The organism is Nonomuraea purpurea (genome assembly GCF_042650645.1).
GTDB classification, from domain to species: domain Bacteria; phylum Actinomycetota; class Actinomycetes; order Streptosporangiales; family Streptosporangiaceae; genus Nonomuraea; species Nonomuraea purpurea.
Genome location: NZ_JBHSBI010000020.1, coordinates 123,001 through 146,999, shown reverse-complemented (window position 1 = coordinate 146,999; position 23,999 = coordinate 123,001). Strand labels below are relative to the sequence as shown.

Genomic DNA, 23,999 nt, shown 5'->3' with positions numbered 1-23,999 from the left:
CGCCCGGTCGGGCGGGGGCCTGTCTCATTCCGTCAGCGCCAGTAGATGACCGTGAGGGTCGGCGGCTTCACGCCCGCGTCCTTGTTCTCGGACGCGGCGAAGGCCCGCCAGTTCGTCTTCTCGTTCTCGTCGGTGCCCCTGAGCTGGATGCCGTAGTTCGGAGCGCCCGAGGCCCAGGCCTTGGCGATGCCGGTCACGGGCCAGGCCAGGTAGCCGGCGCCACCGGCGCAGGGCTCGGTCCAGGTGCGGCCGCGGCCCATCTGGTTGACGCTGGCGCCTTCCTTCGTGGTGGTGGGCTTGTTGTCCCAGTTGAGGTTGTTCTCATCCCACGAGCTCGTGACACGCTCGGCGGTCAGGCCGGAGCCGACCTTGATGCCGCAGGCGTTGGTCTCGAGGTTCCACATCCCGAGGCCGGCCAGGATGACGCGCTTGCCCTTGAGCTTGGCCGTGTCGAAGGTGACCAGGCTGCGCATGACGTCGCCGCCCTCGCCGTTCTCCCACGGCATGGTGCCGGCGATGATCATCACGTCGCCGGGGTGGGACGCCCAGGAGGTGGCCACGTCGGTGTCGGTGACGACCGACGGCAGCGTGATCGTCGGGTCGACGGTCACCGGGTAGACCCTGGCGGGGTCGGACAGGAACGCGGCGTCCGGCTTGAGCACCAGGACCTTGGCGCCGTTCTGGGTCTCGACCCTGGTGTCGATCTTGGCGACGGCGTCGCCGCGGGGCTTGCCGTGGCGGCTGGAGTCCCACATCACCGGCTGGGCCGACGAGGCGACGACCTGGCCGTCGGCGCTCTTGAGCTGGAGGCCGCCGTCGGCGGACCGCACCAGGTCCACGCCCTCGGTCTGCACCGGGATGCGCAGCTCCAGCGGGCCCTGGGGCTTCTCGCGCAGCACCACGTCGTGGCGGAAGCCGGTCGGCAGCACCGTCACCACGAGGTCGGCCCCGGGGCCCGCGGCGTCGGCGAAGGTGGCGACGTTGTCCTTGACCGCCGGCTTGGGCAGGGCGGTGGGCCACTTGAGCGAGAACACCCGGCCGGCGTCGTCGACCAGCTTGGCCGCGGGGCCGTCGCCGCCGTTGGAGACCTCGACGTTCGCGCGCGAGACCCGCGGCTTCAGCACCGTCCCCTGCACCTCGAGCGAGGTGTCGACGGGCTTCCACTGCCCGTCGGGCTGCCGGATGTTGGACGGGCCCGAGGTGATCGTCGCGGTGTAGCTGCCGTCGGGGTTGGCGACGGTGGTGCTGGTCTCGTCGGTCAGGCTGGGCACGTCCACGGCCTTGCCGGTCTCGGCGGCCTGGGCGGACGCGGCGGCCTCGGGGGTCTGTGCGACGGCCGGACCGGCGGTGAGGCCGGTGGCGGCGGTGAGCGTGGCGATCGTGGTTAACCCGAGTGCCAGTCGGCCTACCGAAGCAGAAATACGCATTTACGTCCCATCGTGACAAATGGACAGATGTAAGGGCACGGATCACCCGCAATCGCGCGTGTGCTCGTTCCCCCGTTGACAGACCCGCCGGTCGAGCGGGCGATCCGCGGCCCTCGGCCGTCCCCACGTGCCGATGTGCAGACTCCCCGTCACCCCCGCCCGAACAAGATCGAGTCAGATCACAGGGATATCACAGGCAATGCACCTCAAAAGTGACGTATTTAAAAGCTGTGACCCAAGTTACAGCGATGCGTCCCTGGCATGTAACCTAATTAGTAAGCTTGCAAGCATACAAGTTAGGTCGCGATCATGCAGAAACCTTCGAGAGTGCTCTCGCGGGACGCCGAGTGGTCCGCGCTGGCGCAGTTCGTCCAGCACCCCGACTCCCGCCTCCGGCTGGGCGTCGTATCAGGGAGGCGCCGGGTGGGGAAGAGTTTTCTGCTCCGGGCTCTCGCCGAGGCCGCCGGGGGCCTGTATGTGACGGCTGTGGCCGAGGAGGGCGTTGTCCCGGCACGGCGGCGGCTGGCCGCGGAGATCGCGCGATACGCGGGCATCGGACCCGAACTGCTGGCCGATGCGAGCTGGGAGTCCCTTCTCGGTACCGCGATCGAGCTGACAGTCCGTCGCGGAGGCTCGGGCGTGTTCGTCATCGACGAGCTGCCGTGCTGGCTCGCCCACTCTCCAGAGCTGCCCGGCCTGCTCCAATTGCTCTACGACCAGTCACAGGCGGGCCAGGGCGCGCCGGGCGGGCGCCTGATCGTCTGCGGTTCTGCGATGTCCGTCATGAACGAGCTGCTCTCCGGGACGAAGGCGCTACGCGGACGCGCGGCGATCGACCTCCGCCTGGAGCCGTTCGACCTGGCCACCACGGCGCGTCACTGGGAAATCGGCGATCCTGCGGCGGCCTTGCGGGTACACGCGATCCTCGGCGGAGCTCCCGGCTATCGCAATCTCGCGAACGTCCCTCCCCCTCAGACCTCCGCCGAACTGGACGAGTGGGTTTCCGCCACCGTCCTGGACCCGCGGCAGGCGCTGTTCTCCGGGAGCGAGGCCGAGTACCTGCTGCGCGAGGATCCAAGGTTCACCGGCAGTTCCCTGCATTACGGGATCATCAACGCGGTCGCGAACGGTGCGACGAGTCCGGCGAAGATCGGCGCGCTCCTGGAACAGTCGCGTTCCTCGCTGAACCGGCCCATCGGGGCGCTGGTGAGCGCGGGATACCTCCGATACGACGCCGATCCGCTGTGGGAGAGACGTCCCGTGATCACCGTTGCCGATCCCATCATCCGCTTCCACAACCTGATCACGGTGCCGCAGCGCGACCTCGTCGAGACGGGGCACTCGCAGGAGGCGTGGCGTCGTTCGCGACCCACTTTCGCCTCCCGCGTTCTCGGACCCCACTTCGAGAGCTGTGCGAGACAGTGGTTGCGATCCCAGGCCGACCCCGCTTTGAGAAGAAACGCCGGTCAGGTGACGGCGACGGTCGTCAACGACAGCACCGGGCGGGCCAAGCACGAGATCGACGTCGTCGCCCTGGACAAACGGTCGGGGCGGGCGGACATCGGCCTCATCGGCGAAGCGAAGGCGACCCTCACCCGGCGGAGCGCGGCGGACCTCGAACGACTGGACCGGCTCAAAGCGCTCCTGGTGGAGCACGGGCATGACGCCGCGTCGTCGGTCCTGGCGCTCTTCTCCATGGAGGGGTTCCAGCCGGACCTCGTGGAGCGCGCACGTCACAGGGGAGACGTGCTGCTGGTGGACCTGCCGGTGCTGCTCGGTTCGGGTGAACCGGTAGTAGCCCCTGCGGAATGATAGCTGCAACTATCATAGTTGTAGCTATCATTCTCGTCCGTGTCTGGCGAGCCAATTCCGACACGGTCAACTCGAAGATCTACGGACCCCACTTTGAGGACCTCGCGCGTGAATGGTGCTTCCTGCACGCCTCCAGTGACCCGCTGGGCGGGATCGCGAGTGCCGTGCGGCCCAGCGATGTCGCCTGCCGTGCGCATCGCCAGGGGCATGAACTCGATGTCGTCGTGACGGAGACCGCCGATCGGATCATCGCCATCGGTGAGGCCAAGGGGACCCTCGCGCCCGTGGACGTCTCCCAGCTGCACCGGTTGGAGCATTTGCGTGAGCTGCTTCCGGCCGCCCGCGTGGATGAGCGGCCCAAACTGCTGCTGTTCGGGCGGTCGGGGTTCGCCGACGATCTGGTCGCCGCCGCCCGCGGGCGCGCGGACGTGGAGCTCGTCGATCTGGATCGGATGTATTCCGGGGACTGAGGCGACGCGGGCGCCTGGGCTGGACCGACGTCAGGCCGGGTTCAGCCGCTCTGGCGGGCTTCGTCGTTGGTGTTGGCGCGGATCTGCTGGATGCGCTGCTTGGTGAGGCCGAGCAGTTCGCCGATGTCGCCGTCGGACAGGCCGAGCTCGTGCATGTGCTTGACCCGCTTCTTGAGTGTGCGCGTGTAGTCCTCGGCGATGGCGGCGGCCTGGCGCTGGAGTGCGGCGAAGTCGTCGAGGTCCTGCTCCGACAGGCCCGGCAGGGCGTAGTGGAAGACGGGCGCGGGCGGCCGGGCGCGGTCGGCGAACAGGAACGGCAGCCCTTCGGCGACGTCGCCGTGCAGTTCCTTCAGCGTGCGGGCGGACAGGCCGCCGGCCACGCCGTCCACCTGGGCCAGCCACAGGTTGCCGGCCATCGTGACGTGGACGTCAACGCGGTCTGCGGTCATCGATCCTCCAGCCAGTCGTCGCCGAACAGGTGCGCGAGCCCCCGTTCGAGGGAGTCCACCAGGTGCGGGGTCTCCTTCGGGTACAGCGGGACGATGGCGCGGGCCACGACGCGGCCCTCGACGTCCCATAGCAGGAGGAATCGCTGCCGTCGTGTGTTCTCGAACCAGTCGCAGCGCAAGCCATGGGTGTGGGAGAGCCCGATGATCCGATCGCGGATGGTCGCGTAGTCGTCTCGTTCCACCACACGCGGCAGACTATATCCCTTGCCTAGCGCCGACAAGGTACCTTGTCGGCATGATCCGCTATGGCGTGTCGGGGGCCTCCCAGGCCCGCAGGAACGTCCTTACGGCGGCTTCTGCCAGCTCCCGCAGTTCCTCGTCGGAGATGGGGCTCGTGCCCATCCGGGTGCGGGCCTCCAGTGGCCCGGTGAGCAGGGCCATGAACTGCTCGGCCGCGGAGTCGGGGTCGGTGGCGCGCAGGCGGCCCAGCAGTGTGAGCCGGGCGAACCGCTCGGCCAGCGCCTGGTTGAGCCGGTGGGGGCCGCTGCCCACGACGATGTCGAGGACGTCGGGGAAGGTCGTGATCTCCGAGTAGAGCAGGCGGCGCAGCGCGCACGAGCGCTCGTCGGTGTGCAGGAGCAGCAACTCGTGGGCCACCCCGTCCAGGGTGGCGCGCAGGTCGTCGCCGGGGCCGGACAGCGGCTCCAGCGCGGCCAGGCGCTCGTCCAGCGTGGTGCGCGCCGCGGCCTCGAGCGCGTGGCGGAACAGGGTCGCCTTGTCGGTCATGTGGTTGTAGACCGTGGGCTTGGCCACGCCCGCCTCGTCGGCGATGTCCTGCACGCAGGCCTGCGCGTAGCCCAGCCGGGCGAACACCGTGAACGCCCCCTCCAGGATCGCCTGCCGCTTGTCGATGCGCCCGCGCGAGATGGTCGCCATACCGTCGATTGTACTCGCGGGTTCACCTTGTTTGACAGATGAGTTGCATACGAACGCATGAGATAACTACTTTGAACCCATGAGTTCAAATACGCCGGACGATCGACTGGATCCCCGGCTGCTGGGGATGATCGGCGTGATCCTGCTGGGCGGGCTGCTGGGCATCCTCAACAGCACGATGGCCGCCGTCGCCACCGCCACCCTGGCCACGACCTTCGAGGCCTCGCTCAGCACGATCGGCTGGACCTCCACCGGCTTCCTGCTGGCCGTCACCGCCACCATCCCGTTCACGACCTGGGCCGTCGACCGGGTCGGCGGCAAACGGCTGTGGCTGGCCGGGCTGCTGATCTTCCTAGCCGGCTCGCTGGGCGCCGGGCTGGCCTGGAACGTGGGCAGCCTGATCGCCTTCCGCGTGCTGCAGGGGTTCGGGGCCGGGCTGCTCGATCCGCTGGTGCTCATCCTGCTCGCCCGCGCCGCCGGGCCCCGCCGCGCCGGGCGGGTGATGGGACTGATGGGGGTGGTCCTGTCGCTCGGTCCTGTGCTCGGCCCGATCGTCGGAGGCGCAGTGCTCGCCGGGCTCTCGTGGCGCTGGATGTTCCTGCTCACCGTGCCGTTCGGGCTGGTCGCGCTGCTGCTGGCGATCCGGGCCCTGCCCGCGGACGAGGAGCGGGGGACCTCCCCCGCGCGGCTCGACGTCATCGGCCTGGCGCTGCTCGGGCCCGGGTTCGCGGCCGTCGTCCTGGCCCTGTCGCAGGCGGGGGAGCAGGGGGCGTTCGCCGCCTGGCAGGTGCTGATCCCGCTGGCCGCGGGCGTCGTGCTGCTGGCCGGCTACGGGTTGAGAAGGCGTACTGAACCCCTGATCGACCTGCGGCTGTTCGCCAACCGGGGCTTCAGCGCGAGCGTGGCCATCATGGGGCTCAGCGGGCTGGTGCTCTTCGCCACCCTGTTCGCCCTGCCCCTGTACTACCAGCACGTCCATGGGTACGGCGTGCTCGCGGCCGGGCTGCTGATGGCCCCGGTCGGACTCGGCGGCGCGGTCGCCATGCCGCTGGCAGGGCGGCTGTCGGACCGGATCGGCGCGCGCGGGCTGGCCACCGCGGGCGCGATCGTCGTCCTGCTCAGCCTGCCGGTCCTGACCCGCGTCGGCACGGACACACCGGAGATCTGGCCGGCGCTGGCGGCGTTCACGACCGGTCTCGGCAGCGGCTGCTTCAGCGCGCCCACCATGGGGTCCCTCTACCGCACGCTGCCGCCCGCCATGGTCGCCCAGGGCAGCTCGGTGCTCTACATGCTCAACCAGCTCGGCGCGGCGCTCGGCGTCGCCCTCGTCACGCTGATCGTCCAGGGGGCGGCCGACACGATCACGGGCGTCCACGGCGTCTTCTGGTTCGCCTTCGGCCTGATCGTGGTCGTCCTGGCCTGCATCCCGCTCCTGCCCGGCAAACCGGCTGCCACGCCGGCCGTACCCGACGAAGAACCTGCGAGGATCTCATGAAAACACTGGTGATCACCGGCGGCACCGACGGCATGGGCAGAGCGCTCGCCCGCACCTACCTCGACCGGGGCGACACCGTCGTCATCGTCGGCCGAGACGGGCGCAAGGCGCCCCACGGGGCCGCCTTCATCGCCGCCGATCTGAGCCTGATCAGCGAGAACAGGCGGGTGATCAAGGAGATCAACGCCGCGTACCCGGCCGTGGACGCGCTGGTGCTGTGCGCGCGGTACTTCCGCACCCACAGGTTCGTCACCGCCGAGGGCCTGGAAGGCACGTTCGCGCTGGACTACCTGAGCCGGTTCCTGTTCTCCTACGGGCTCGCAGAGCCCGGCCTCATCGTCAACGTGTCGGGCCCCGGGCAGCCGGACGGGCGCGTCCACTGGGACGATCTCATGCTCGAACGCCGCTACGACGGCATGACGGCCCAGTTCCAGGCGGGGAAGGCGAACGACCTGCTCGGGGTCGCGTTCGCGGCGCGGCGCAGCCGTACCCGCTACGTGCTGCTGCACCCGGGGAGCGTGTCCACGAGCGTGGCGGGGGAGTACGACGCGGCGACGCTGGCGCACGTGGCCGCGCTCAAGAGGTATGGACGGCCGGTCGAGGAGGGGATCAAACCGATCGTCGCCCGCATCGACGATCCCCCGTCCGATCCGCTCAGCGCCTTCGTGCTGGAGCAGCGGATCAGCCTCGATCACCCGTCCTTCGACCCGCCGGCGGCGGCCCGGCTGCACGAGGTGACCGAGGAACTGATCGGCGCGGTTACTAGCCCTTGTAGTTGAAGATCTGGTGCAGGGTGTGCTGGACCTCCACCAGATCACGCTGGTCGGCCATGACCTGGTCGATCGGCTTGTACGCCTCCGGGTGCTCGTCCACGAGGGCGGCGGCCCGGTTCATGTTCCACGTACGGCCGCTCATCGCCTTGGTGAGCGAGGCGGCGGACAGCTCCTTCTTCGCCTTCGTCCTGGACATGCGCCGACCCGCCCCGTGCGAGCAGGAGTTGTACGACTCAGGGTTGCCCCGGCCACGCACGATGTACGACTGGGTGCCCATCGAGCCGGGGATGACGCCTTCGTCCCCGGTGTCGGCCTTGATCGCACCCTTCCGGGTGATCCAGAGAGACTTGCCGTAGTGGGTCTCCTGCTGGGTGAAATTGTGGTGGCAATTGATGGTGCGTACCCTCTGTCCCTGTCCGACCACCCGGAACAGGGCGTCGATGAGGACCCTGTCCATCCGGGCCCGCGAGGCCATGGCGTAGTGCTGCGCCCACAGCATGTCCTCGATGTAGGCGGAGAACTCGGGCGTGCTCTGGACGAGATAGGCCAGGTCAGGGTCCTCCAGGCTGGTCTCCTGCCGCTTCATCAGCTTCTTGGCGCCCGTGATGTGCATCTGGGCGAGCTGGTTGCCGATGCCGCGCGAGCCCGAGTGCAGCACCGTCCACACCCGGTCACGCTCGTCGAGGCAGACCTCGACGAAGTGGTTGCCGGAGCCGAGGGTGCCGAACTGGTCGGACACCTTCTTGGTCTGCTTCGGGTCGAGGCTGGTGTGGGGCAGGCCGAGGTCGCTGAGGGCTTGGTCGACCGTCGGGTCGTCGTGGCCCTTGCCGACGCCGGCCGGGATGCGGTGCTCCACCATCGGCATCAGGGCGTCGAGGGTCTCGGGCAGGTCGGCGGCCGTGAGCGTCGTCTCGGTGGCGACCATGCCGCAGCCGATGTCCACTCCGACGGCGGCCGGGATGATCGCGTTCTCGGTGGGGATCACGGAGCCGACCGTCGCACCGATGCCGACATGCGCGTCGGGCATGAGAGCGACGTGGCCGGAGACGAACGGCAGGCGGGCGGCGCGTGCGGCCTGCATGATCGCACCTTCGTCGATCTCGCTGGCCCACGACAGCAGGTTCGGTGCGGGCTGGTTCGGCATGAAAGGAATCTCCTCACTGGGTCGTGATCAGTCTGGCGTGACCAAGGAGGATTTTCCTATCCATTTTATCGAAGGGGCGCCAGTCGATCAGGAGGTGTCGGTGCTCAAGATGAAGACACCAGCAAGGCCACGCATCGGACGCAGGCGCGGCGAGAGGTCGGCGCGAACGGCAGAGACCAGCCGCAGATGGGCAGAGGGCTGACCGGCTCCGCGCACAGGCCGGTGGATGTGCCGGGGAGCACGGCGTGCAGTACGGCGTCCTGCCTGTTTCCGGAGATGCCCGTCCGGTACTCAGGAGTGGGCGTTGTATCCGCATCGGCGACGGGTTCGATGGTGAGATCATCCCAATGAACAGGCCAACGGCGGATACCGGCGGGAAGGTCGAAGCGGTCCCCTTCAAGCCGGACCAAGGCGTTGGTTCCGTGGTTGAGGATGCTGATCACGGTTCCACTGCGTCCGATGAGGCCGGCACGGTGAGCGCGGGTTCTTGGGTGGCTGTGCAGGAGTTCCGTGATTGTGACGCGGCTTCCTGCCTGTCGGGCATCGATGCTCAACTGACCGGCCCTGAGGGCCCCGTCTGCAAGCTCATCGGTTGGGGCAGGGGATGGCTCCTGCGGAGGTCGGCGTAGCGGGAGGCGACGCGGCGGGCGGCTCGCTCAGGGTCGAGCGCGGGATGGTAGGCGTAGATGACCCGCTTACGGTGCGGGTCCCAGCCGGTACGCCACCAATAGCGATCGCCATCGCACCAGATCACCAGGCCTACCCAGACGGACACGAGGGCGAGCCCGTATCCGTCGTGGATGTCGGCAGGAATGCCGAGCTCTTCAAGGGCCTGGCCTATGTCGCGGGCGGCACGCAATGGGTGCGGCGGGGCTGTGATCTTCGGCTGGTTCCGGGGCATGGAGCCAGTGGACTCGGCTGGGGACCGCCGCCAAAAGCGCGTGATCGAGACGGGCGGTGGGAGTCGGTTCACCCCCCGTGTGAATGCGATGAAGCTGTGACGTGCTCGTCCGCCAGGCCGCCTGGCCGTACTGTAACGCTCTGCTTACACTCCGGATATGGCGTCGCTCGACGGAGGGCTGAAGTGAGTGAGCCGAACATTCTGCTGGATGCGTTGCTTGCGGAGGCGGGCATCTCGCACGCGGGACTGGCCGTACGGATCAATAAGGCCACCGCGACCGCCCGCCGCCCTACGCGGTACGACCACACGGCCGTGGCGCGATGGGTCAGAGACAATGCCATCCCGAGGGGTGACGTTCCGGAGATCATCTGCGAGGTCATCGGCCTCAAGGTCGGGCGGGTCCTCACATTGGCAGACATCGGGATGACGGGCGATGACTGTGAGATGGAGTTGCCCAAGGCCGTTGACCAGGCCATAGCCCTGTGGCGAGGGGACCTGGGGAACAAGGTCTTCCCCGTGGGAGCGTCGTTGATCGAGGGCCCGGCGGCCATCGCACCGATCTTCGAGTGGGAGAACCCGCCGCACGAGATCGACATCTCGCGGAGAGGACCGTGCCCTGTGTCGATGGACGAGGTTCAGGTGCTCAAGGACGCGCGTGGCCGCTATGAGCAGATGTACCGCAGGGTAGGCGGCGTCCCGGTACGGCCTCGCCTTGTGGCCTTCCTCAACACCAGTGTCACGCCGCTGCTCAGAGGCAGCCATGACGACGAGATCGGCAGGCGACTGTTCCGGGCCGCTGGTGGGCTGGTCGCGCTCGCGGGCATCTGCGCGTACGACTCCGATAGGCAGGCGCTGTCGCAGCGCTACCTGTTCCACGCACTCAGGATGGCCAAGGCGTCGGGTAACCGGGCGTTCGGCGGCTACGTGATTGCGTTGCTGGCGAACCAGGCGATGGCGCAGGCGAAGTACCGGCGCGTCATCCAGTATTGCGAGACGGCTCTGCGGGGAGCGCGGGGTCATTTGAGTCCCGCTCTTGCGACGGACCTGCACACTCTCCAGGCGAAGGCGTACGCACGCGTTGGTGATCGGGCGAGCTGTCACGCGCACATGCGGCTGTCGGAGGTCAAGGCAGGACAGATCCGACAAGGTGAGGAGCCCCCGGAAACCGGCTACGTACAACCGGGTCTGCTTGAGTGCCAACACGCCGAGGCCCTGCGACGTCTCGGCGACCTGATACCTGCCCAGGAGTACGCAGAGGAAGCTCTCCGTTTGGCCGGTACGTGCCATCTGCGCGGGCAGGCTCACAGACAGGCGACTCTCGCCTTGATCCTTGCCGAACGGCGTGAACTGGAACAGGCCGCATCCACCGCGGAGAGCATGCTCGACTGTACCGAGGGCATGGAGTCCAAGCGTCTTGCCGAACGCATCGAGTCGGTGACGACGGCGCTGAGCGCGTACGACGCGCAACCGGTCAAGTCATTTGTCGCTCGTGCGAGGCAGCAAGCAGGCATCCCCTTGTAGCGTGGGGCCGGTCCAGGCATCCACCACGGGAGCAGCCGCATGCGTTGGCAGGTTCACTCGGAAGAGCCGCTCTACAGTGACCGCTGGCTTGACGTTCGGGTGGCTGACGTGGAGCTTCCGGACGGAAGGCATCTCGACCACCGACTGATTCGTACCGCGCCCGGAGCGGGTGCCGTCGTCACCGACGACCAGAACCGTGTACTGCTCATCTGGCGGCACCGTTTCATCACCGACACCTGGGGCTGGGAGATCCCCATGGGCAAGGTCGACGAGGGCGAGGAGCCGATCGCGGCCGCTGCGCGCGAGGTCGAAGAGGAGACCGGCTGGCGACCTGGCCCGTTGCGGCCCATGCTCTACACCCAGCCGACCAACGGCATCTCCGACTCAGAGCACTACATCTTCCGCGCCGACAGCGCCCGGCACATTGGCTCGCCCACGGAAGCATGGGAGGCGGAGCGGATCGAGTGGGTCCCTCTTGCGGACATCCGCCGCCTGATCGACACGCGCGACATCGTCGGTGGGACCAGCATGAATGCTCTGCTTTACGCTCTTGCGGAGATATAGCGGCCTCTGGCCGGCGCCGCCGGCTCTTATTGCTATGTGGCTCTTCTAGCGCGACAGCTTGAGCTGAGAATAGGCGGGATCGTTCGAGGAATTTGCGGGTGTGGACCGGCGCGTCGGCTGTCGTGCCAGTCGCCGTTGATAACCCGGGACCGGTCCCGGCGCCGCCGCCTAGCATGTTCCTGCCCTTGCCGGAGAGGGGTTGGTTCCCCTGACCGGCTCTCCAGAATTCACCGAGGTCCTGGCGGAGGGTCTTATGAGGCGTTCGGTAGCCGCCGTTGGCCTGCTGGTCTGCTTCCTGTTCTTGTGGAGCGTCACCGTCGGCGGCGTAGAGTTAAGCACCGGCACCCTGTTTTCTGATATCGCAGTTGTCGGCATGATTCTCTTTTTCATCATGCTGATCGCGGGCCCTCGAATCAGAGGCCCGCAAAACAAGATCGTTAAATATAATCGCCGGGTCTTGGCCCATACGCACAAGATCGGCGATACTGCCGGAGCCGCTCAGGCGCTTCGAAATCTGGGGGTGGTCCACACCGAAATCAACGATCTGATGATCGGATTCGACTATGCCGCACAAAGCTTCGCCCTTCATCGGCGGCTGGGGCGTGATGTCACTCCAGATCTGCACCTGCTGGGTCATCAGCGTGCGCTGCTGGGTGATCCCAAATTCATTAAGACGCTCTACAACACGCTCGACAAGCCAACCGCCGACGATCTCATCCAATTGCTCGGGAAACAAGCGGGAGGGCGCGCCTGACGCCCTCCCGCTGGTCAGAAGTAGCGGGGGAAGAGGTCCGTGGTCGGCCAGGAGGTGATCTTGCCGGTCGTGTTGTTGATCAGTGAGCTCAGCACGTCGAAGTCCGGCGTGCCCGTCTCCTCCGTGCGGTTGAACAGGGCGGCGTAGGTGAAGCCGTTCTGCAGGCGGGCGAGGTAGGTGTAGGTGCCGGGCAGCCCGCCGCTGTGCCAGGTGTTGAGGTGGCCGGTCACCTGGCGGACGTACAGGCCGGCGCCGTACCAGGAGCCGTCGGGCGAGACGCCGATCTCGGGCTTGGCCGTCATCCTGCCGATGGAGGTCGAGTTCAGCACCGTGCCGGGCGCGTCGAGCACCCGCGCGAGGCGGACCAGGTCCACGGCCGAGGCCAGCCAGCCGCCGCCCGGGCCGCGGTTCTCCATGCTGAAGCCGCCGTAGGGCGATGGCACGATCGCGCCGGAGGCGTCCGTGACGGTCTTGCTCGTCCCGGCCGATTCGTAGATGACCTCGCCTGTTGCGGCCTGCGCCTTGAGGGTGCGGCCGAGCCGCAGCCGGGTGATGCCCACGGGGGTCAGGATGCGCTGCTTGACGTACGACTCGTAGGACATGCCCGAGGCCTTCTCGACGATCAGACCGAGCAGCAGGTAGCCGTAGTTGCTGTAGGCGAACTTGCTGCCGGGGGCGAAGTCGAGCGGGCGGCCGCCGGCGTACCGGATGATGTGGTCCCGCGTGATCGGCAGGGAGACGCCGAGGGACGTGGAGATGACGTGGTCCCTGTAGAGGTAGTCGCCCGAGAGGTCGCGGTCCCAGCCGCCGGTGTGCTGCAGCAGCCGCCACACCGTCACGTTCTTCAGCCGGGGGTCGGCGGTGGTGGACAGGCCGAGCAGGGTGGCCACGGACGTGCCCAGACTGAGCTTGCCGTCCTGCGCCAAGCGCATGATCGCCATGGCGGTGATGTGCTTGCTGAGGCTCGCGATGCGGAACAGCGAGGTCGGCGACACGGCCGGCACGGACGGGTCGTCGCTGTAGCGGTAACCCCTGGCCAGCACGAGCTTGCCGTTCTTGGTGATGGCGAGCTGGGCGCAGGAGATCTTGCGGTCGGTGATGTAGGTCTTCAGTACGGTGTCGTACTGGGCGAGCGCGGCCGGGACCACTCCCGAGGTCTGGACCGTGGCGGCGAACGCCGGTCGCGGGGAGCCGAGGGCGATCGCGGGTAACGTCGCGGCGCCTGTCGCCAGCAGCCGTCGTCTGCTCAGGCTTTGGGGCGGATCGATTTGAGACATGTGCAAATCTCTAGTGGATCAGTGGCACCACTGGGGACGACATGGTGAGAGAGCGCTCCCTCAACGGGTGACTTGTCGTGTTCACTCCGGAACGGTTCGAGGGCTGGACGTTTGTGAACTGTGGCTGGTGCGTTGCATGACGACGATTAACAAGGGCCTTGACACGGGTTGCGGACGCGAGGAGCCTCCGTGTCAGGGAGCGCTCCCCCAATTCATCGCCCCTCGTCGTGACGGAGACGTCGTGAGTTCACCCCCCAGCCTCGCCCGCATGCTCGTCCCCCTGTTGGCCGTGCTGATCGGCCTGGTCGCCGTCCCCGCGGCGGCTCCGGCGGCGGCCGAGCCCGTACGGGTGGCGGAGTTCCTCGCCGACTGCCCGTTCAGCCACCGCCTGCCCGACGACCCGATCGTCTTCCCCGGGCTGCCCGGCGCCTCGCACATGCACAGCTTCTTCGGCAGCCGCGTCACCAACGCCCACACCACCCTCACCGACCTGCAGAACGGCGCCACGAACTGCAACCCGGCCGTCGACAGATCGTCCTACTGGGTGCCGACCCTCTACCGGGACGGCGCGCCGGTGGAGCCGGCCATCATCACGTTCTACTACCTCGGCGAGGGAGTGCGGGACGACATCGTCGCCAGAACCCAGCCGCTGCCGCTGGGGCTGCGGATCGTGGCGGGCAACGCCAAGGCGACAGGCCCCGACAACACGACGATCTCCCGGTGGTCGTGCCTGCACGCGGGGCAGGTTCCCGCCTCGAAGGACTTCGTCACGTGCCCGTCCGGGACGATGCTGGAGTCGTACCTGGACTTCCCGCAGTGCTGGAACGGGCGCGACCTCGACTCCGCCGACCACAAGAGCCACATGGCCTACCCGGTGGCAGGGGCCTGTCCCAGCACGCATCCGGTGCCCGTGCCGAAGCTGCGGCAGGTGATCAGGTACCCGGTGAGCGGGGACCCGTCGCACTTCCGGCTGGCGTCGGGAGGCGGGTTCACGATGCACGGCGATTTCTTCAACGCCTGGCCGCCGGCCGAGATGGAGCGGCGGGTGCGTGACTGCATCCGGCCGGTCATCAAGTGCGGCGCCGACGGGCGTCCGTCCTGACGACGTCCGTGTCCGGTCCGCGGTTCGTGGCGTTCGTGCTGGTGGCCGTCCTGGTCTCCGGGTGTACGGCCGCCGCCCCCGCCCCTGAGCACCATCGGCCGGGCTCAGGCGCAGCCGTGGGCGGGCGGTTCAACGGGACCGACGTGGCGTGGTTGCAGCTCGCCGAGGCGCTGCACACCCGCGCGCTGCCGCTCCTGGAGCTCGCCCCCGGCCGCACGGCCAGCCGGCCGCTCGCCGACCTGGCCGTCCGGATCGGCAGGAAACACCAGACGGGACGCGGCCGGCTTCGCGCCCTGCTCGCCGAGGCCCGCGTCGGCGGCGAGAACCCGCATGCCACGCACGACATGCCCGGCATGCCGACCGCCGCCGACCTGCGAGCGCTGAAAGGGCTCAGAAACGACGCTTTCGACCGGCGGTTCTCCGCGCTGCTGCGCGTCTACCTGGACCAGCTCGTGCTCGTGGCGCGGGGCGAGCAGAGCGCGGGCGGGGCGTCCTCGGCGCGCGAACTGGCCGCCGCGATGGAACGCGCGCACGTCGCCGAGCTGGCGGCGCTCGACGGGATCGGCGTCGCCGCCGGATAGGTTGGGCGGCATGAGGCTCGGGGAACTGCTGGGCTCGGGGCGCAGCGCGGACGTGTACGCGATCGACGACGACCGGGTCCTGCGCCGCTACCGCCTGCCGGTCGATGCCGGGCGCGAGATCGCGGTGATGGAGTACGTGGGCGCGCACGGGTACCCGGTGCCGGAGGTCTATCCGGGGGCCGAGCGGCCCACCGACCTGGTGATGCGGCGCCTGACGGGCCCGACGATGTTACGGGCCCTGATGGCAGGGGAGATCGCGCCAGAAGAGGCGGGCGAGATTCTGGCGCGGCTGCTCCTGCGGCTGCACGAGATCCCGGCCAGGACCTCCGGCGACCCCCATGACCGGGTGCTGCATCTGGACCTGCATCCGGACAACGTGCTGCTGACGCCGGACGGGCCCATGGTGATCGACTGGTGCAACTCCCGGGAGGGGCCGCCGGGGCAGGACTGCGCCATGTCGGCGCTGATCGTCGCCCAGGTGGCGGTGGACGAGGAGAGCGACCTGGCCGCCCCCGCACGGCTGGTGCTCGGGGCGCTGCTGGCGGGGCTCGGCGCGGCCATCGACTGCGGCGACGGACTGGAGCAGGCCAGACGGCGGCGCGGCGCGGACCAGACGATGACGGTGCGAGAGCTCGGCCTGCTGGACTCGGCGGTGGCGCTGGTGCGGGCATAGGCGGTCAAGGCAAACCGGCGGGCCGGCTCAGGGGCGCCAGGCTTGCGGGCGTAGCGCGGGAGACCGCAGGTGGCCGAGGCAAGTCGGCTCAGGGGCGCCAGGCGCCCGCGGCGGCGGCCTCGCGGACGTACATCGCGAAGGGTTTGGGCGGGCGGCCCGTCACCTCGCACACCACGTCGGAGATCGGCTGGTCGCCGAGGCCGCGCAGGGCGGCGAACGCCTTGGCGTCGCGGATCGCCTCCTCGGAGAAGCCCAGCGCCGCGATGTAGTCCTCGTCGCCGCCGCGATAGCGCACGCAGCGGTCGATCTCCCCGCCGATGAGGTCGACGGCCTCGCCGAACGTCAGCGTGTCGGGGCCGGTCACCTCGTACGTCCGCCCCGCGTGGCCGTCTTCCGTGAGGGCCGCGGCGGCGACGGCGGCGACGTCGCCCGCGTCCACGAACGCCTGGCGTACGTCGCCCAGCGGGATCACCACCTCGCCCGCCATGATCGCGGGCCAGAAGAAGCCTTCGTCGAAGTTCTGGTCGAACCAGCTCGGCCGCAGGATCGTCCACGTGGCGCCGCTGTCGCGGACCGCGCGCTCCGCGGCCGGCAGGCGGCCGTCGCCCATGGTCTCGATGCCGGAGCTCGACAGCAGCACGATGCGCCGCACGCCCTGCTCGACCGCCACGGAGACGAACGCGGGATCGACCGCCGTGCCGTCGGGCGCCATGAGATAGAGGGCGGACGCGCCGGCCACCGCGGGCCGCCACGTGCCGGCGTCGGACCAGTCGAACCTGGTCTCGCCGCTCCTTGAGGCGGCCACGACGGGATGGCCGTCGGCCCGCAGCAACTCCGTCACGCGCCGCCCGGTGGAGCCCGTCGCGCCGAGAACGAGGATCACGGGTGGGTCATGCCCTGAACGGGGCAAAGGGCACCGACAGAACCCGTCAAAGGCGGCTGGTGCGTGAGCTCACTCCGCCCAGGCGGCGGTGGTTTCGAGGCGTTCGTGCCAGAGTTTCTCGCCGCCCCCGCCCGGCTCCCAGCGGGCGCAGAAGTCGATCAGGTCGCGGCAGCGGGCCACCATGGCGGCCTGGCGTTCGTCCCATTCGGGGACGAGGCCGTCGTAGGCGGCGAAGAAGTGCGGCAGCAGGGGTACGTGCTCCGGATGGTGGCTGCGGATGATCCACTCGCACCAGGCCAGGTCCTCGACCGGGCGGCCGGGGTGCGCCCACTCCCAGTCGAGGATCGCGGTCGCCTCGAACGTGGCCGGGTCGAACAGCATGTTCTGCGGGCCGTAGTCGCCGTGCACGATCCCCAGCCGGTGGATGCCCGCCAGGATCCGGCCGCACTCCGTGAGCACCTCCACCGCGCGGCCCTCGTCGAGCAGCTCCTGGCCGTGGGCGCCGGAGACGAAGCGGGTGGTCAGGCTCGTGGAGGTGACCTGGTGGACGCGGGGGACGGGCAGCCGGCCGCGCAGCCGCCGCAGGTAGCGGCTCTCCGTGCTCAGCCGGAAGGCCGCCTCCGGGCCCTGGTAGCACTTCACGACCAGGGCGCCGTCGCCGATCGTGCTGTTGGTGTACCCGTGCTTCACAAGGGTCGATTCTGGCGCAACCGGACGTGTCCCGGGCGCCTCGGCGCGCTGTCCGAACGGCTCCGATACACGATGTAAGGACGGAACAAATAGCCCAACGGCGCGGAAAGCGCATGCACCAGGCGGCTGAACGGGAAAAGTACGATCAGCGCCATCCCGGTCAGCGTGTGCACCTTGTAAAGGGCGCTCGCCTGCCCCATCGCCTCGACGTCCGGGGCGAGGACGAAGACGCCGCGGAACCAGGGCGCGACCGTGGTGCGGTAACTGACCTCGCTGGGCATGAACCCCGCGACCGTCGTCACCACGCCGGCGACGATGGCTGCGGCCAGTACCGCGTACATCGTCTTGTCGTTGGCCGTGGTCGCCGTGAACACGGGGCCGTTGACGCGGCGGCGATAGATCAGCAGGACCAGCGCCGCCAGGGTGGCCAGGCCCGCGAGCCCGCCCCAGACGAGCGCGTTGGCGTGGTAGACGTCGTTGCCGATGCCGATGGCGTCGGTCCAGCTCACGGGGATGAGCAGGCCGGTGACGTGACCGATGATCACGAAGAGCAGGCCGTAGTGGAACACCGGGCTGGCCAGGCGCAGCAGCCGGCTTTCGTAGAGCTGGGACGAGCGGGTGGTCCAGCCGAACTGGTCGTACCTGTAGCGCCAGATCAGGCCGCCCACGAAGATCACCAGGACGACGTACGGCGAGACCGTCCAGAGCAGGCCCTCGCTCCAGCTCACCGATAGCCTCCGACGCTCTCGGCGGGCGGGCCTGCGACGGCCAGGCGCTGCACCGCCGCCCGCTGCGCGGCGCCGAGCGGCGGCAGGGACGCGCACAGTGTGCCGATCACGTGCGCGTACGGCGAGCGGCGGTCGGTCAGGGCGGCCTGCAGCAGCTCCAGGCCCGCCCTGTGCTCGTGCAGCAGGGCCATGCCCGAGGGGTCGAGGGCGGCGAACTCCAGCATCACCGGCAGGAAGTCGGGCAGCTCGTCGTCCATCAGCTCCCAGCCGGCCGCCCGGTAGCGGCCCTTCAGCGCGGCCAGCGACTCGCCGCGGCGGCGGGTGTCGCCGTCGGTGTAGTAGGTCAGGTAGAGGCAGCAGCGGCGGTGCAGGTCGAACGTCTCCACGTAGTGCGCGGCCAGCTCGCCGGGGCCGAGGTCGGACGCGAGTCGCAGGAACGTCCCGAAATGCGGCTCCGCGGCCTCCTCGATGAGCGGGAGGCGGTGCCAGAAACGTTCGTCGGGGTAGGCGAGCAGGTGCGCGGCGGCTTGCCAGATGACGGCCTTGTTCATGACGTTCATGACTTTCCTCTTTTGGGCGGGAACAGCCCCGCGGGAGTGCCTCGGCCGTCCCAGTTGAGGAGGTTCACCCGGTCGCGGGTGGTCTCGTCGCTGGTCTGGCGCTCTTTCAGCCCGTGGAAGCTCTCGATCGAGACCGGGACCGGCCTGCCGGACGCCTCGCCGAACGGCCCCTGCATGCCGGGCCCTCCGTCGTAGTCGAGGCTGCAGCCGCCCTCCTCCACGACCCCCGGGACGTTGCCGTAGGCGGTGGGGATCACGTAGCGCTCCTCGTACCTGGCCAGGGCCAGCAGGCGGTAGAGGTCGCGGACGTCGTCCTCGGCCAGGTCCGTGTCCGTCAGGACCGGCTCCTCGCCCAGGTTCACGGCCCGCATGTACGAGCGCATCGCGGCCAGGCGGCGCAGCGCGGTGGTCACGGGCGCCGGGTCGCCCGCGGTGAACAGCTCGGCCAGGTAACCGACGGGGATGCGCAGGGAGTCGATGGCGGCGAACAGGTTGCCCGCGTCCTCGCCGTCGTGGCCGCTGGTGGACAGGGCGTCGACGACGGGGGAGAGCGGGGGGACGTACCAGACCATCGGGAGGGTCCGGTATTCGGGGTGGAGCGGCAGCGCTATGCGATATTTCTTGATAAGGGCGTACACGGGCGATCTGCGGGCCGCGTCCACCCAGTCCGGATGGAGCCCCGCGGTGGCGACGGCCGGGTCGTCCGGGTCGACGAAGAGGTCGAGTTGCGCCTCGTACAGGTCGCGTTCGTCCGGGACCGAGGCGGCCTCGGCCACGCGGTCGGCGTCGTACAGCAGGACGCCGAGGTAGCGCAACCTCCCGACGCACGTCTCCGAACAGACCGTGGGCAGGCCCACCTCGACACGCGGATAGCAGAACGTGCACTTCTCGGCCTTGCCGGTCTTGTGATTGAAGTACACCTTCTTGTACGGGCAACCCGTCACGCACATGCGCCAGCCACGGCATCTGTCCTGGTCCACCAGCACGATGCCGTCCTCGGCCCGCTTGTACAGCGCGCCCGACGGGCACGAGGCCACGCACGACGGGTTGAGACAGTGCTCGCAGATGCGCGGCAGGTAGAACAGGAACGCCTGCTCGAAGGCCAGCTTGACCTCGTCGGACACCTTGGCCAGAACGGGGTCGGGCGAGGGGTCGCCGCCGAGGCCGTCGTCCCAGTTGGCGCTCCAGCGGATCTCCATGGGCTCGTTGCTGATCAGCGACCTGGGCGGCGCCACGGGGACGTCGTCGGAGAGCGGGGCTCTGGTCAGGTTCTCGTAGTCGTAGGTCCACGGCTCGTAGTAGTCGCCGATGGAGGGCATGACCGGATTGGCGAAGATGCCGAGGAGCCTGCGGAGCCGGCCGCCCGCCCTGGGCCTGAGCCTGCCCGACCTGGTGAGCGACCAGCCGCCGCGCCAGCGGTCCTGGTCCTCATAGCGCCTCGGATAGCCCTGGCCGGGGCGGGTCTCGACGTTGTTGAACCAGACGTACTCGACCCCCGGCCGGTTCGTCCACGTCTGCTTGCAGGTGACCGAGCAGGTGTGGCAGCCGATGCACTTGTCCAGGTTCATCACCATGGCGACCTGGGCCATGATCCGCATCAGTACGTCACCTCCTGGGACCGGCGGCGGATGGTGGTGATCTCGTCGCGCTGGTTGCCCGTGGGACCGAAGTAGTTGAAGGCGTAGGAGAGCTGGGCGTGCGCGCCGATCAGGTGCGTGGGCTTGATGAGCAGCCTGGTCAGGGCGTTGTGGATGCCGCCCCTGCGGCCGGTCGCCTCGGTCTTCGGCACGTTGATCAGGCGGTCCTCGGCGTGGTGCATGTAGACGGTGCCCTTCGGCATGCGGTGGGAGACGACAGCCCTGGCCACGACCACGCCGTTGCGGTTGACCGCCTCGATCCAGTCGTTGTCGGCCACCCCGAGCTCGGCCGCGTCCTCGACCGACATCCAGATCGTCGGGCCGCCGCGCGACAGCGCGAGCATGAGCAGGTTGTCCTGGAACTCGGAGTGGATCGACCACTTGCTGTGCGGGGTCAGGAAGCGCAGGGCGCCGCTCTGGCCGTCCAGCGTGGCCAGGTCGAGCGGCGGACGGTAGATCGGGAGCGCCTCGCCGTACTCGTGCATCCAGTCGTGGTCGAGGAAGAAGTGCATGCGCCCGGTGAGCGTGTGCCACGGCTTGCCCTGCTCGACGTTGACCGTGAACGGCGAGTAGCGGCGGTCGTGCGCCTCCTTGCCCGACCACTCGGGGCTCGCGGCGACCTGGACCGGCCTGGCCTGGGTGTCGGAGAAGACGATCCGGTGGTCCTCGTTGATCAGCTCGTCGAAGTCCGCGCCCGTGCGGTGGGCCAGCTGCCGGAAACCCTGCGCGGCCAGCCTGCCGTTGCTCACCCCCGACAGGGCCAGGATCGCCTCGCACGCCTTGGCGTCGGTGTCCAGCTCAGGACGGCCCTTGGCGACGCCCCACGGCACCAGGCCGCAGCGCTGGCCGAGCCAGGCAACCTCCTTGTCCGGCAGGAACGTCACGCCCTTGACCTGGAGGCCCAGCGTTTCCGTCAGCGGGCCCAGCGCCGCCAGCTTGTCGGCGACCGCGCCGTAGTCGCGTTCGACCACCTGGAGCACGGGCTCGACCGCCTGGGCGATCTCGCCGGGCGTGTCGTGCTGGTAGGCGGTGGCGACCACGTCCCTGCGCACGCCGAGGTGCTTCTTGGCCAGCGCGCTGAACGCGCGGGCGATCGCGTGGAAGGCGGAGAAATCGGTCTTCGTCTGCCACGGGGGATTGATCGCCGGGTTGAACGCGTGCACGAACGGGTGCATGTCCGTGGCCGACAGGTCGTGCTTCTCGTACCAGGTGGCGGCGGGCAGCACGATGTCGGAGAAGACCGTCGATGAGGTCATCCTGAAGTCGAGGGTCAGCAGGAGGTCCAGCTTGCCCTTCGGGGCCCGTTCGTCGGCCTCGGACAGGTTCCCGGCGGCGCCCAGCAGGTGGTGCAGGAAGTACTCGTTGCCCTTGGCCGAGGAGCCCAGCAGGTTGGAGCGCCACAGGGTGAGCACCCGGGGCCAGTTGCGGGGGTCGTCCGGGTTCTGGGCCGCGTAGGCGAGCCTGCCCGCGCGCAACTCGTCGCGGGTGTAGGCGATGGGGTCGTCGGCCTCGCCGAGCTCCAGCGGGTTCCTGTCGAAAGCCGGGGCCATCGGCATCCAGCCCCTGGCGACGGCCTCGGTGACCAGGTCGGCGGTGTGCTTTCCGCGGAAGGCGCCGGGGGCCAGCGGCGAGGTCAGCTCGCCGGCGTCGAAACGTTCGTAGCGCCACTGGTCGGTGTGCAGGTACCAGTAGGGCGTGCCGGGAACCTGGCGCGGCGGCCGCGACCAGTCGAGGGCGCCCGCCAGCAGCGCCCAGCCGGTCTGCGGGCGGCACTTCTCCTGGCCGACGTAGTGGGCCCAGCCGCCGCCGTTGCGTCCCTGGCAGCCGGTCAGGATGAGCAGCGTCAGGAAGGCGCGGTACATCGCGTCGCCGTGGAACCACTGCGCGGTGCCCGCCCCGAGGATGATCATGCAGCGGCCCCGGGTCGTCTCCGCCGTTCTGGCGAACTCTCTGACGATCTTGATGGCGCGCTGCGCGGGCACGCCCGTGATGGGCTCCTGCCAGGCCGGCGTGTACGGCTGCGCGGCGTCGTCGTAGCCGGTGGGCCAGATTCCCGGGAGTTGTGGCCGTGCCACCCCGTACTGGGCCAGGAGCAGGTCGTACACCGTGGTGACCAGGTGCTCGCCGACGCGTCGTGCAGGGACGCTCCTGCGTACCGAATGGCCGCCGTCGAAGCGGGGCAGCAGCACCTCCACCGGTTCCTCCCCGTACAGGGTGAGCTTCGGGTCGGTGTCCAGGCGCAGGTTCCAGCGGCCCGCGCCGGACTCGGCCCAGCGGAAGCCGACCGAGCCGTTCGGCACCACCGGCTCGCCGCTCTCCTCCGAGACGAAGACCGTCTTCCACGCGGCGGCATCCTCCCGCGAACCCAGGTCGGCGGCCGTGAGGAAACGACCGGGCACGTACGCGTCCTCGTGCCGCTCAAGCCGGACGAGGAAGGGCAGGTCGGTGAAGCGTTTGACGTAGTCGGTGAAGTAGGGCGCCGGTCGCTCGACGAAGAACTCCTTCAGCAGCACGTGCCCCATGGCCATGGCCAGCGCGCCGTCCGTGCCGGGACGCACGGCCAGGAACTCGTCGGCGAACGTGGCGGCGTCACTGTAGTCGGGCGCGACCACCACGACCTTCTGGCCCCGATAACGGGCCTCGGTCATCCAGTGGGCGTCGGGGGTACGGGTGACCGGGACGTTCGCGCCCCACATCATCAGGTACGCCGCGTCCCACCAGTCCGCCGACTCCGGCACGTCGGTCTGGTCGCCGAACACCTGGGGCGAGGCGATCGGCAGGTCGGCGTACCAGTCGTAGAAGGAGAGCATCGCGCCGCCGATGAGCGAGACGAACCGGGAGCCGATGGCCTGGGAGACCATCGACATGGCGGGGATGGGGGAGAAGCCGGCGATGCGGTCGGGGCCGTAGGTCATGATGGTGTGGACGTGGGCGGCGGCGATCATCTCGGTGGCCAGGCTCCAGGGGACGCGGACGAGGCCGCCGCGGCCGCGGGCGCTCTGGTACCGCTCCCTTTTCTCCGGGTCAGTCGTGACTTCGGCCCAGGCGGCCACCGGGTCGCCCAGCCGCTCCTTCGCCTCCGCGTACATCTCGGCCAGAACACGCCGGGCGTACGGATAGCGGATCCGGGTCGGCGAGTAGGTGTACCAGGAGAACGCGGCCCCGCGCGGGCAGCCGCGCGGCTCGTACTCGGGACGGTCGGGGCCCACGCTCGGGTAGTCGGTCTGCTGCGTCTCCCACGTGATGATGCCGTCCTTGACAAACACCTTCCACGAGCACGAACCCGTGCAGTTCACGCCATGCGTCGAACGGACCACCTTGTCGTGACTCCAGCGGTCACGGTAGAAGAAGTCGCCCTCCGTGCCCCCTTTGAGGTGGAGGGTGTGCAGGTCGTCGCTCGTGACGGCCCTGCGGAGGAAGCGTCCGGTCTTGAGGAGGAGGTCTTCGGCGCTCATGCCCCCACTTCATCACACATAGTGACTCTCTGTTACACAGGGTGTATGTCTGAGCTTCGTAAAGGTCGGATGCGGAACCTCGCCCTGGTGGCGGCGCTCGTCCGCCCTTCTTCGCAAAGCGGGCATTCCGGGCGCTTTGAAAATGGTTTGCGGGGCGCGGGTGCGCC

The 23,999-nt window shown here is 69.0% G+C and carries 24 protein-coding genes; 10 read left to right on the top strand and 14 right to left on the bottom strand.

All coding sequences use genetic code 11. The features are described from left to right. Positions 1-32: 32 nt before the first annotated feature. The gene (locus ACFOY2_RS34060; protein WP_379532216.1) at positions 33-1,427 is read right to left on the bottom strand and encodes a DNRLRE domain-containing protein; all 1,395 of its coding nucleotides are present in this window, start codon (positions 1,425-1,427) and stop codon (positions 33-35) included. A gap of 309 nt (positions 1,428-1,736) precedes the next feature. Here ACFOY2_RS34060 and ACFOY2_RS34055 point away from each other — a divergent pair, with 309 nt between their 5' ends. Together ACFOY2_RS34055 and ACFOY2_RS34050 are read left to right on the top strand one after the other, a co-directional pair. After that, on the top strand, positions 1,737-3,239 hold the full coding sequence (locus tag ACFOY2_RS34055; RefSeq protein WP_379532215.1) for an ATP-binding protein: 1,503 nt from the start codon (positions 1,737-1,739) through the stop codon (positions 3,237-3,239). Between the two features lie 224 nt (positions 3,240-3,463). Beyond that, positions 3,464-3,709 (top strand): hypothetical protein, encoded by a 246-nt coding sequence (locus ACFOY2_RS34050; RefSeq protein WP_379532214.1) that lies wholly within the window; start codon positions 3,464-3,466, stop codon positions 3,707-3,709. A 41-nt stretch (positions 3,710-3,750) separates the two neighbouring features. Here the strand turns inward: ACFOY2_RS34050 and ACFOY2_RS34045 are convergent, their stop codons facing one another. From ACFOY2_RS34045 to ACFOY2_RS34035, 3 genes are read right to left on the bottom strand one after another with little or no spacing between them, the layout of a single operon-like run. Then, complete coding sequence (locus tag ACFOY2_RS34045; protein WP_357822657.1) at positions 3,751-4,158, bottom strand: hypothetical protein; 408 nt, start codon at positions 4,156-4,158, stop codon at positions 3,751-3,753. Further along, positions 4,155-4,403, bottom strand: a complete 249-nt coding sequence (locus tag ACFOY2_RS34040) for a hypothetical protein (RefSeq protein ID WP_357822656.1) — start codon at positions 4,401-4,403, stop codon at positions 4,155-4,157. Before ACFOY2_RS34040 ends, ACFOY2_RS34045 begins: the two co-directional genes overlap by 4 nt. 58 nt (positions 4,404-4,461) lie before the next feature. Further along, on the bottom strand, positions 4,462-5,094 hold the full coding sequence (locus ACFOY2_RS34035; RefSeq protein ID WP_379532213.1) for a TetR/AcrR family transcriptional regulator: 633 nt from the start codon (positions 5,092-5,094) through the stop codon (positions 4,462-4,464). A 79-nt stretch (positions 5,095-5,173) separates the two neighbouring features. Between ACFOY2_RS34035 and ACFOY2_RS34030 the strand changes: the two genes are divergently transcribed. After that, complete coding sequence (locus tag ACFOY2_RS34030; protein ID WP_379532212.1) at positions 5,174-6,589, top strand: DHA2 family efflux MFS transporter permease subunit; 1,416 nt, start codon at positions 5,174-5,176, stop codon at positions 6,587-6,589. Next, on the top strand, positions 6,586-7,368 hold the full coding sequence (locus tag ACFOY2_RS34025) for an SDR family NAD(P)-dependent oxidoreductase (RefSeq protein ID WP_379532211.1): 783 nt from the start codon (positions 6,586-6,588) through the stop codon (positions 7,366-7,368). The genes ACFOY2_RS34030 and ACFOY2_RS34025 overlap by 4 nt, the downstream gene beginning before the upstream one ends. Here the strand turns inward: ACFOY2_RS34025 and ACFOY2_RS34020 are convergent. The 3 genes from ACFOY2_RS34020 to ACFOY2_RS34010 form a co-directional block, all read right to left on the bottom strand. Beyond that, on the bottom strand, positions 7,352-8,506 hold the full coding sequence (locus tag ACFOY2_RS34020) for an RtcB family protein (RefSeq protein WP_379532210.1): 1,155 nt from the start codon (positions 8,504-8,506) through the stop codon (positions 7,352-7,354). The two genes, ACFOY2_RS34025 and ACFOY2_RS34020, sit on opposite strands and share 17 nt — an antisense overlap. A gap of 104 nt (positions 8,507-8,610) precedes the next feature. Continuing rightward, positions 8,611-8,949, bottom strand: a complete 339-nt coding sequence (locus ACFOY2_RS34015; RefSeq protein WP_379532209.1) for a hypothetical protein — start codon at positions 8,947-8,949, stop codon at positions 8,611-8,613. Positions 8,950-9,056: 107 nt separating this feature from the next. Beyond that, a complete protein-coding gene (locus ACFOY2_RS34010; protein ID WP_379532208.1) occupies positions 9,057-9,407 on the bottom strand; it encodes a hypothetical protein in 351 nt (116 codons plus the stop codon). A gap of 183 nt (positions 9,408-9,590) precedes the next feature. On the opposite strand from ACFOY2_RS34010, the gene ACFOY2_RS34005 reads away from it, so the two are divergent. From ACFOY2_RS34005 to ACFOY2_RS33995, 3 genes are all read left to right on the top strand, one after another. Then, complete coding sequence (locus ACFOY2_RS34005) at positions 9,591-10,928, top strand: transcriptional regulator (RefSeq protein WP_379532207.1); 1,338 nt, start codon at positions 9,591-9,593, stop codon at positions 10,926-10,928. A gap of 39 nt (positions 10,929-10,967) precedes the next feature. Next, a complete protein-coding gene (locus ACFOY2_RS34000; RefSeq protein WP_379532206.1) occupies positions 10,968-11,492 on the top strand; it encodes an NUDIX domain-containing protein in 525 nt (174 codons plus the stop codon). Between the two features lie 253 nt (positions 11,493-11,745). Continuing rightward, on the top strand, positions 11,746-12,246 hold the full coding sequence (locus tag ACFOY2_RS33995) for a hypothetical protein (protein ID WP_379532205.1): 501 nt from the start codon (positions 11,746-11,748) through the stop codon (positions 12,244-12,246). 14 nt (positions 12,247-12,260) lie between these two features. On the opposite strand, the gene ACFOY2_RS33990 is transcribed toward ACFOY2_RS33995, so the two are convergent. Further along, positions 12,261-13,523 carry a serine hydrolase domain-containing protein gene (locus ACFOY2_RS33990; protein WP_379532204.1) on the bottom strand — a complete coding sequence of 421 codons (1,263 nt, stop codon included), beginning with the start codon at positions 13,521-13,523 and terminating at the stop codon, positions 12,261-12,263. Between the two features lie 241 nt (positions 13,524-13,764). Here ACFOY2_RS33990 and ACFOY2_RS33985 point away from each other — a divergent pair, with 241 nt between their 5' ends. From ACFOY2_RS33985 to ACFOY2_RS33975, 3 genes are read left to right on the top strand one after another with little or no spacing between them, the layout of a single operon-like run. Then, the gene (locus tag ACFOY2_RS33985) at positions 13,765-14,625 is read left to right on the top strand and encodes a DUF1996 domain-containing protein (RefSeq protein WP_379532203.1); all 861 of its coding nucleotides are present in this window, start codon (positions 13,765-13,767) and stop codon (positions 14,623-14,625) included. Between the two features lie 8 nt (positions 14,626-14,633). Then, the gene (locus ACFOY2_RS33980) at positions 14,634-15,206 is read left to right on the top strand and encodes a DUF305 domain-containing protein (RefSeq protein ID WP_379532202.1); all 573 of its coding nucleotides are present in this window, start codon (positions 14,634-14,636) and stop codon (positions 15,204-15,206) included. Positions 15,207-15,216: 10 nt separating this feature from the next. Next, complete coding sequence (locus ACFOY2_RS33975) at positions 15,217-15,879, top strand: phosphotransferase (protein ID WP_379532201.1); 663 nt, start codon at positions 15,217-15,219, stop codon at positions 15,877-15,879. Positions 15,880-15,967: 88 nt separating this feature from the next. Here ACFOY2_RS33975 and ACFOY2_RS33970 read toward each other — a convergent pair whose 3' ends face one another. The 6 genes from ACFOY2_RS33970 to ACFOY2_RS33945 all read right to left on the bottom strand — a co-directional run bounded on the left by ACFOY2_RS33970 (position 15,968) and on the right by ACFOY2_RS33945 (position 23,832). Further along, positions 15,968-16,762, bottom strand: a complete 795-nt coding sequence (locus tag ACFOY2_RS33970) for an SDR family oxidoreductase (RefSeq protein WP_379532200.1) — start codon at positions 16,760-16,762, stop codon at positions 15,968-15,970. 69 nt (positions 16,763-16,831) lie between these two features. Further along, positions 16,832-17,452: a phosphotransferase gene (locus ACFOY2_RS33965; RefSeq protein WP_379532199.1), complete on the bottom strand. Its 621-nt coding sequence runs from the start codon at positions 17,450-17,452 to the stop codon at positions 16,832-16,834. Then, complete coding sequence (gene narI / locus ACFOY2_RS33960) at positions 17,449-18,180, bottom strand: respiratory nitrate reductase subunit gamma (RefSeq protein ID WP_379532198.1); 732 nt, start codon at positions 18,178-18,180, stop codon at positions 17,449-17,451. The genes ACFOY2_RS33965 and narI overlap by 4 nt, the downstream gene beginning before the upstream one ends. Then, complete coding sequence (gene narJ, locus ACFOY2_RS33955; protein WP_379532197.1) at positions 18,177-18,740, bottom strand: nitrate reductase molybdenum cofactor assembly chaperone; 564 nt, start codon at positions 18,738-18,740, stop codon at positions 18,177-18,179. Before narJ ends, narI begins: the two co-directional genes overlap by 4 nt. After that, positions 18,737-20,338, bottom strand: coding sequence for a nitrate reductase subunit beta (narH, locus tag ACFOY2_RS33950; protein WP_379532196.1), 1,602 nt, complete (start codon positions 20,336-20,338; stop codon positions 18,737-18,739). The genes narJ and narH overlap by 4 nt, the downstream gene beginning before the upstream one ends. Further along, positions 20,338-23,832 carry a nitrate reductase subunit alpha gene (locus ACFOY2_RS33945; protein WP_379532195.1) on the bottom strand — a complete coding sequence of 1,165 codons (3,495 nt, stop codon included), beginning with the start codon at positions 23,830-23,832 and terminating at the stop codon, positions 20,338-20,340. Before ACFOY2_RS33945 ends, narH begins: the two co-directional genes overlap by 1 nt. Between the last annotated feature and the right edge of the window lie 167 nt (positions 23,833-23,999).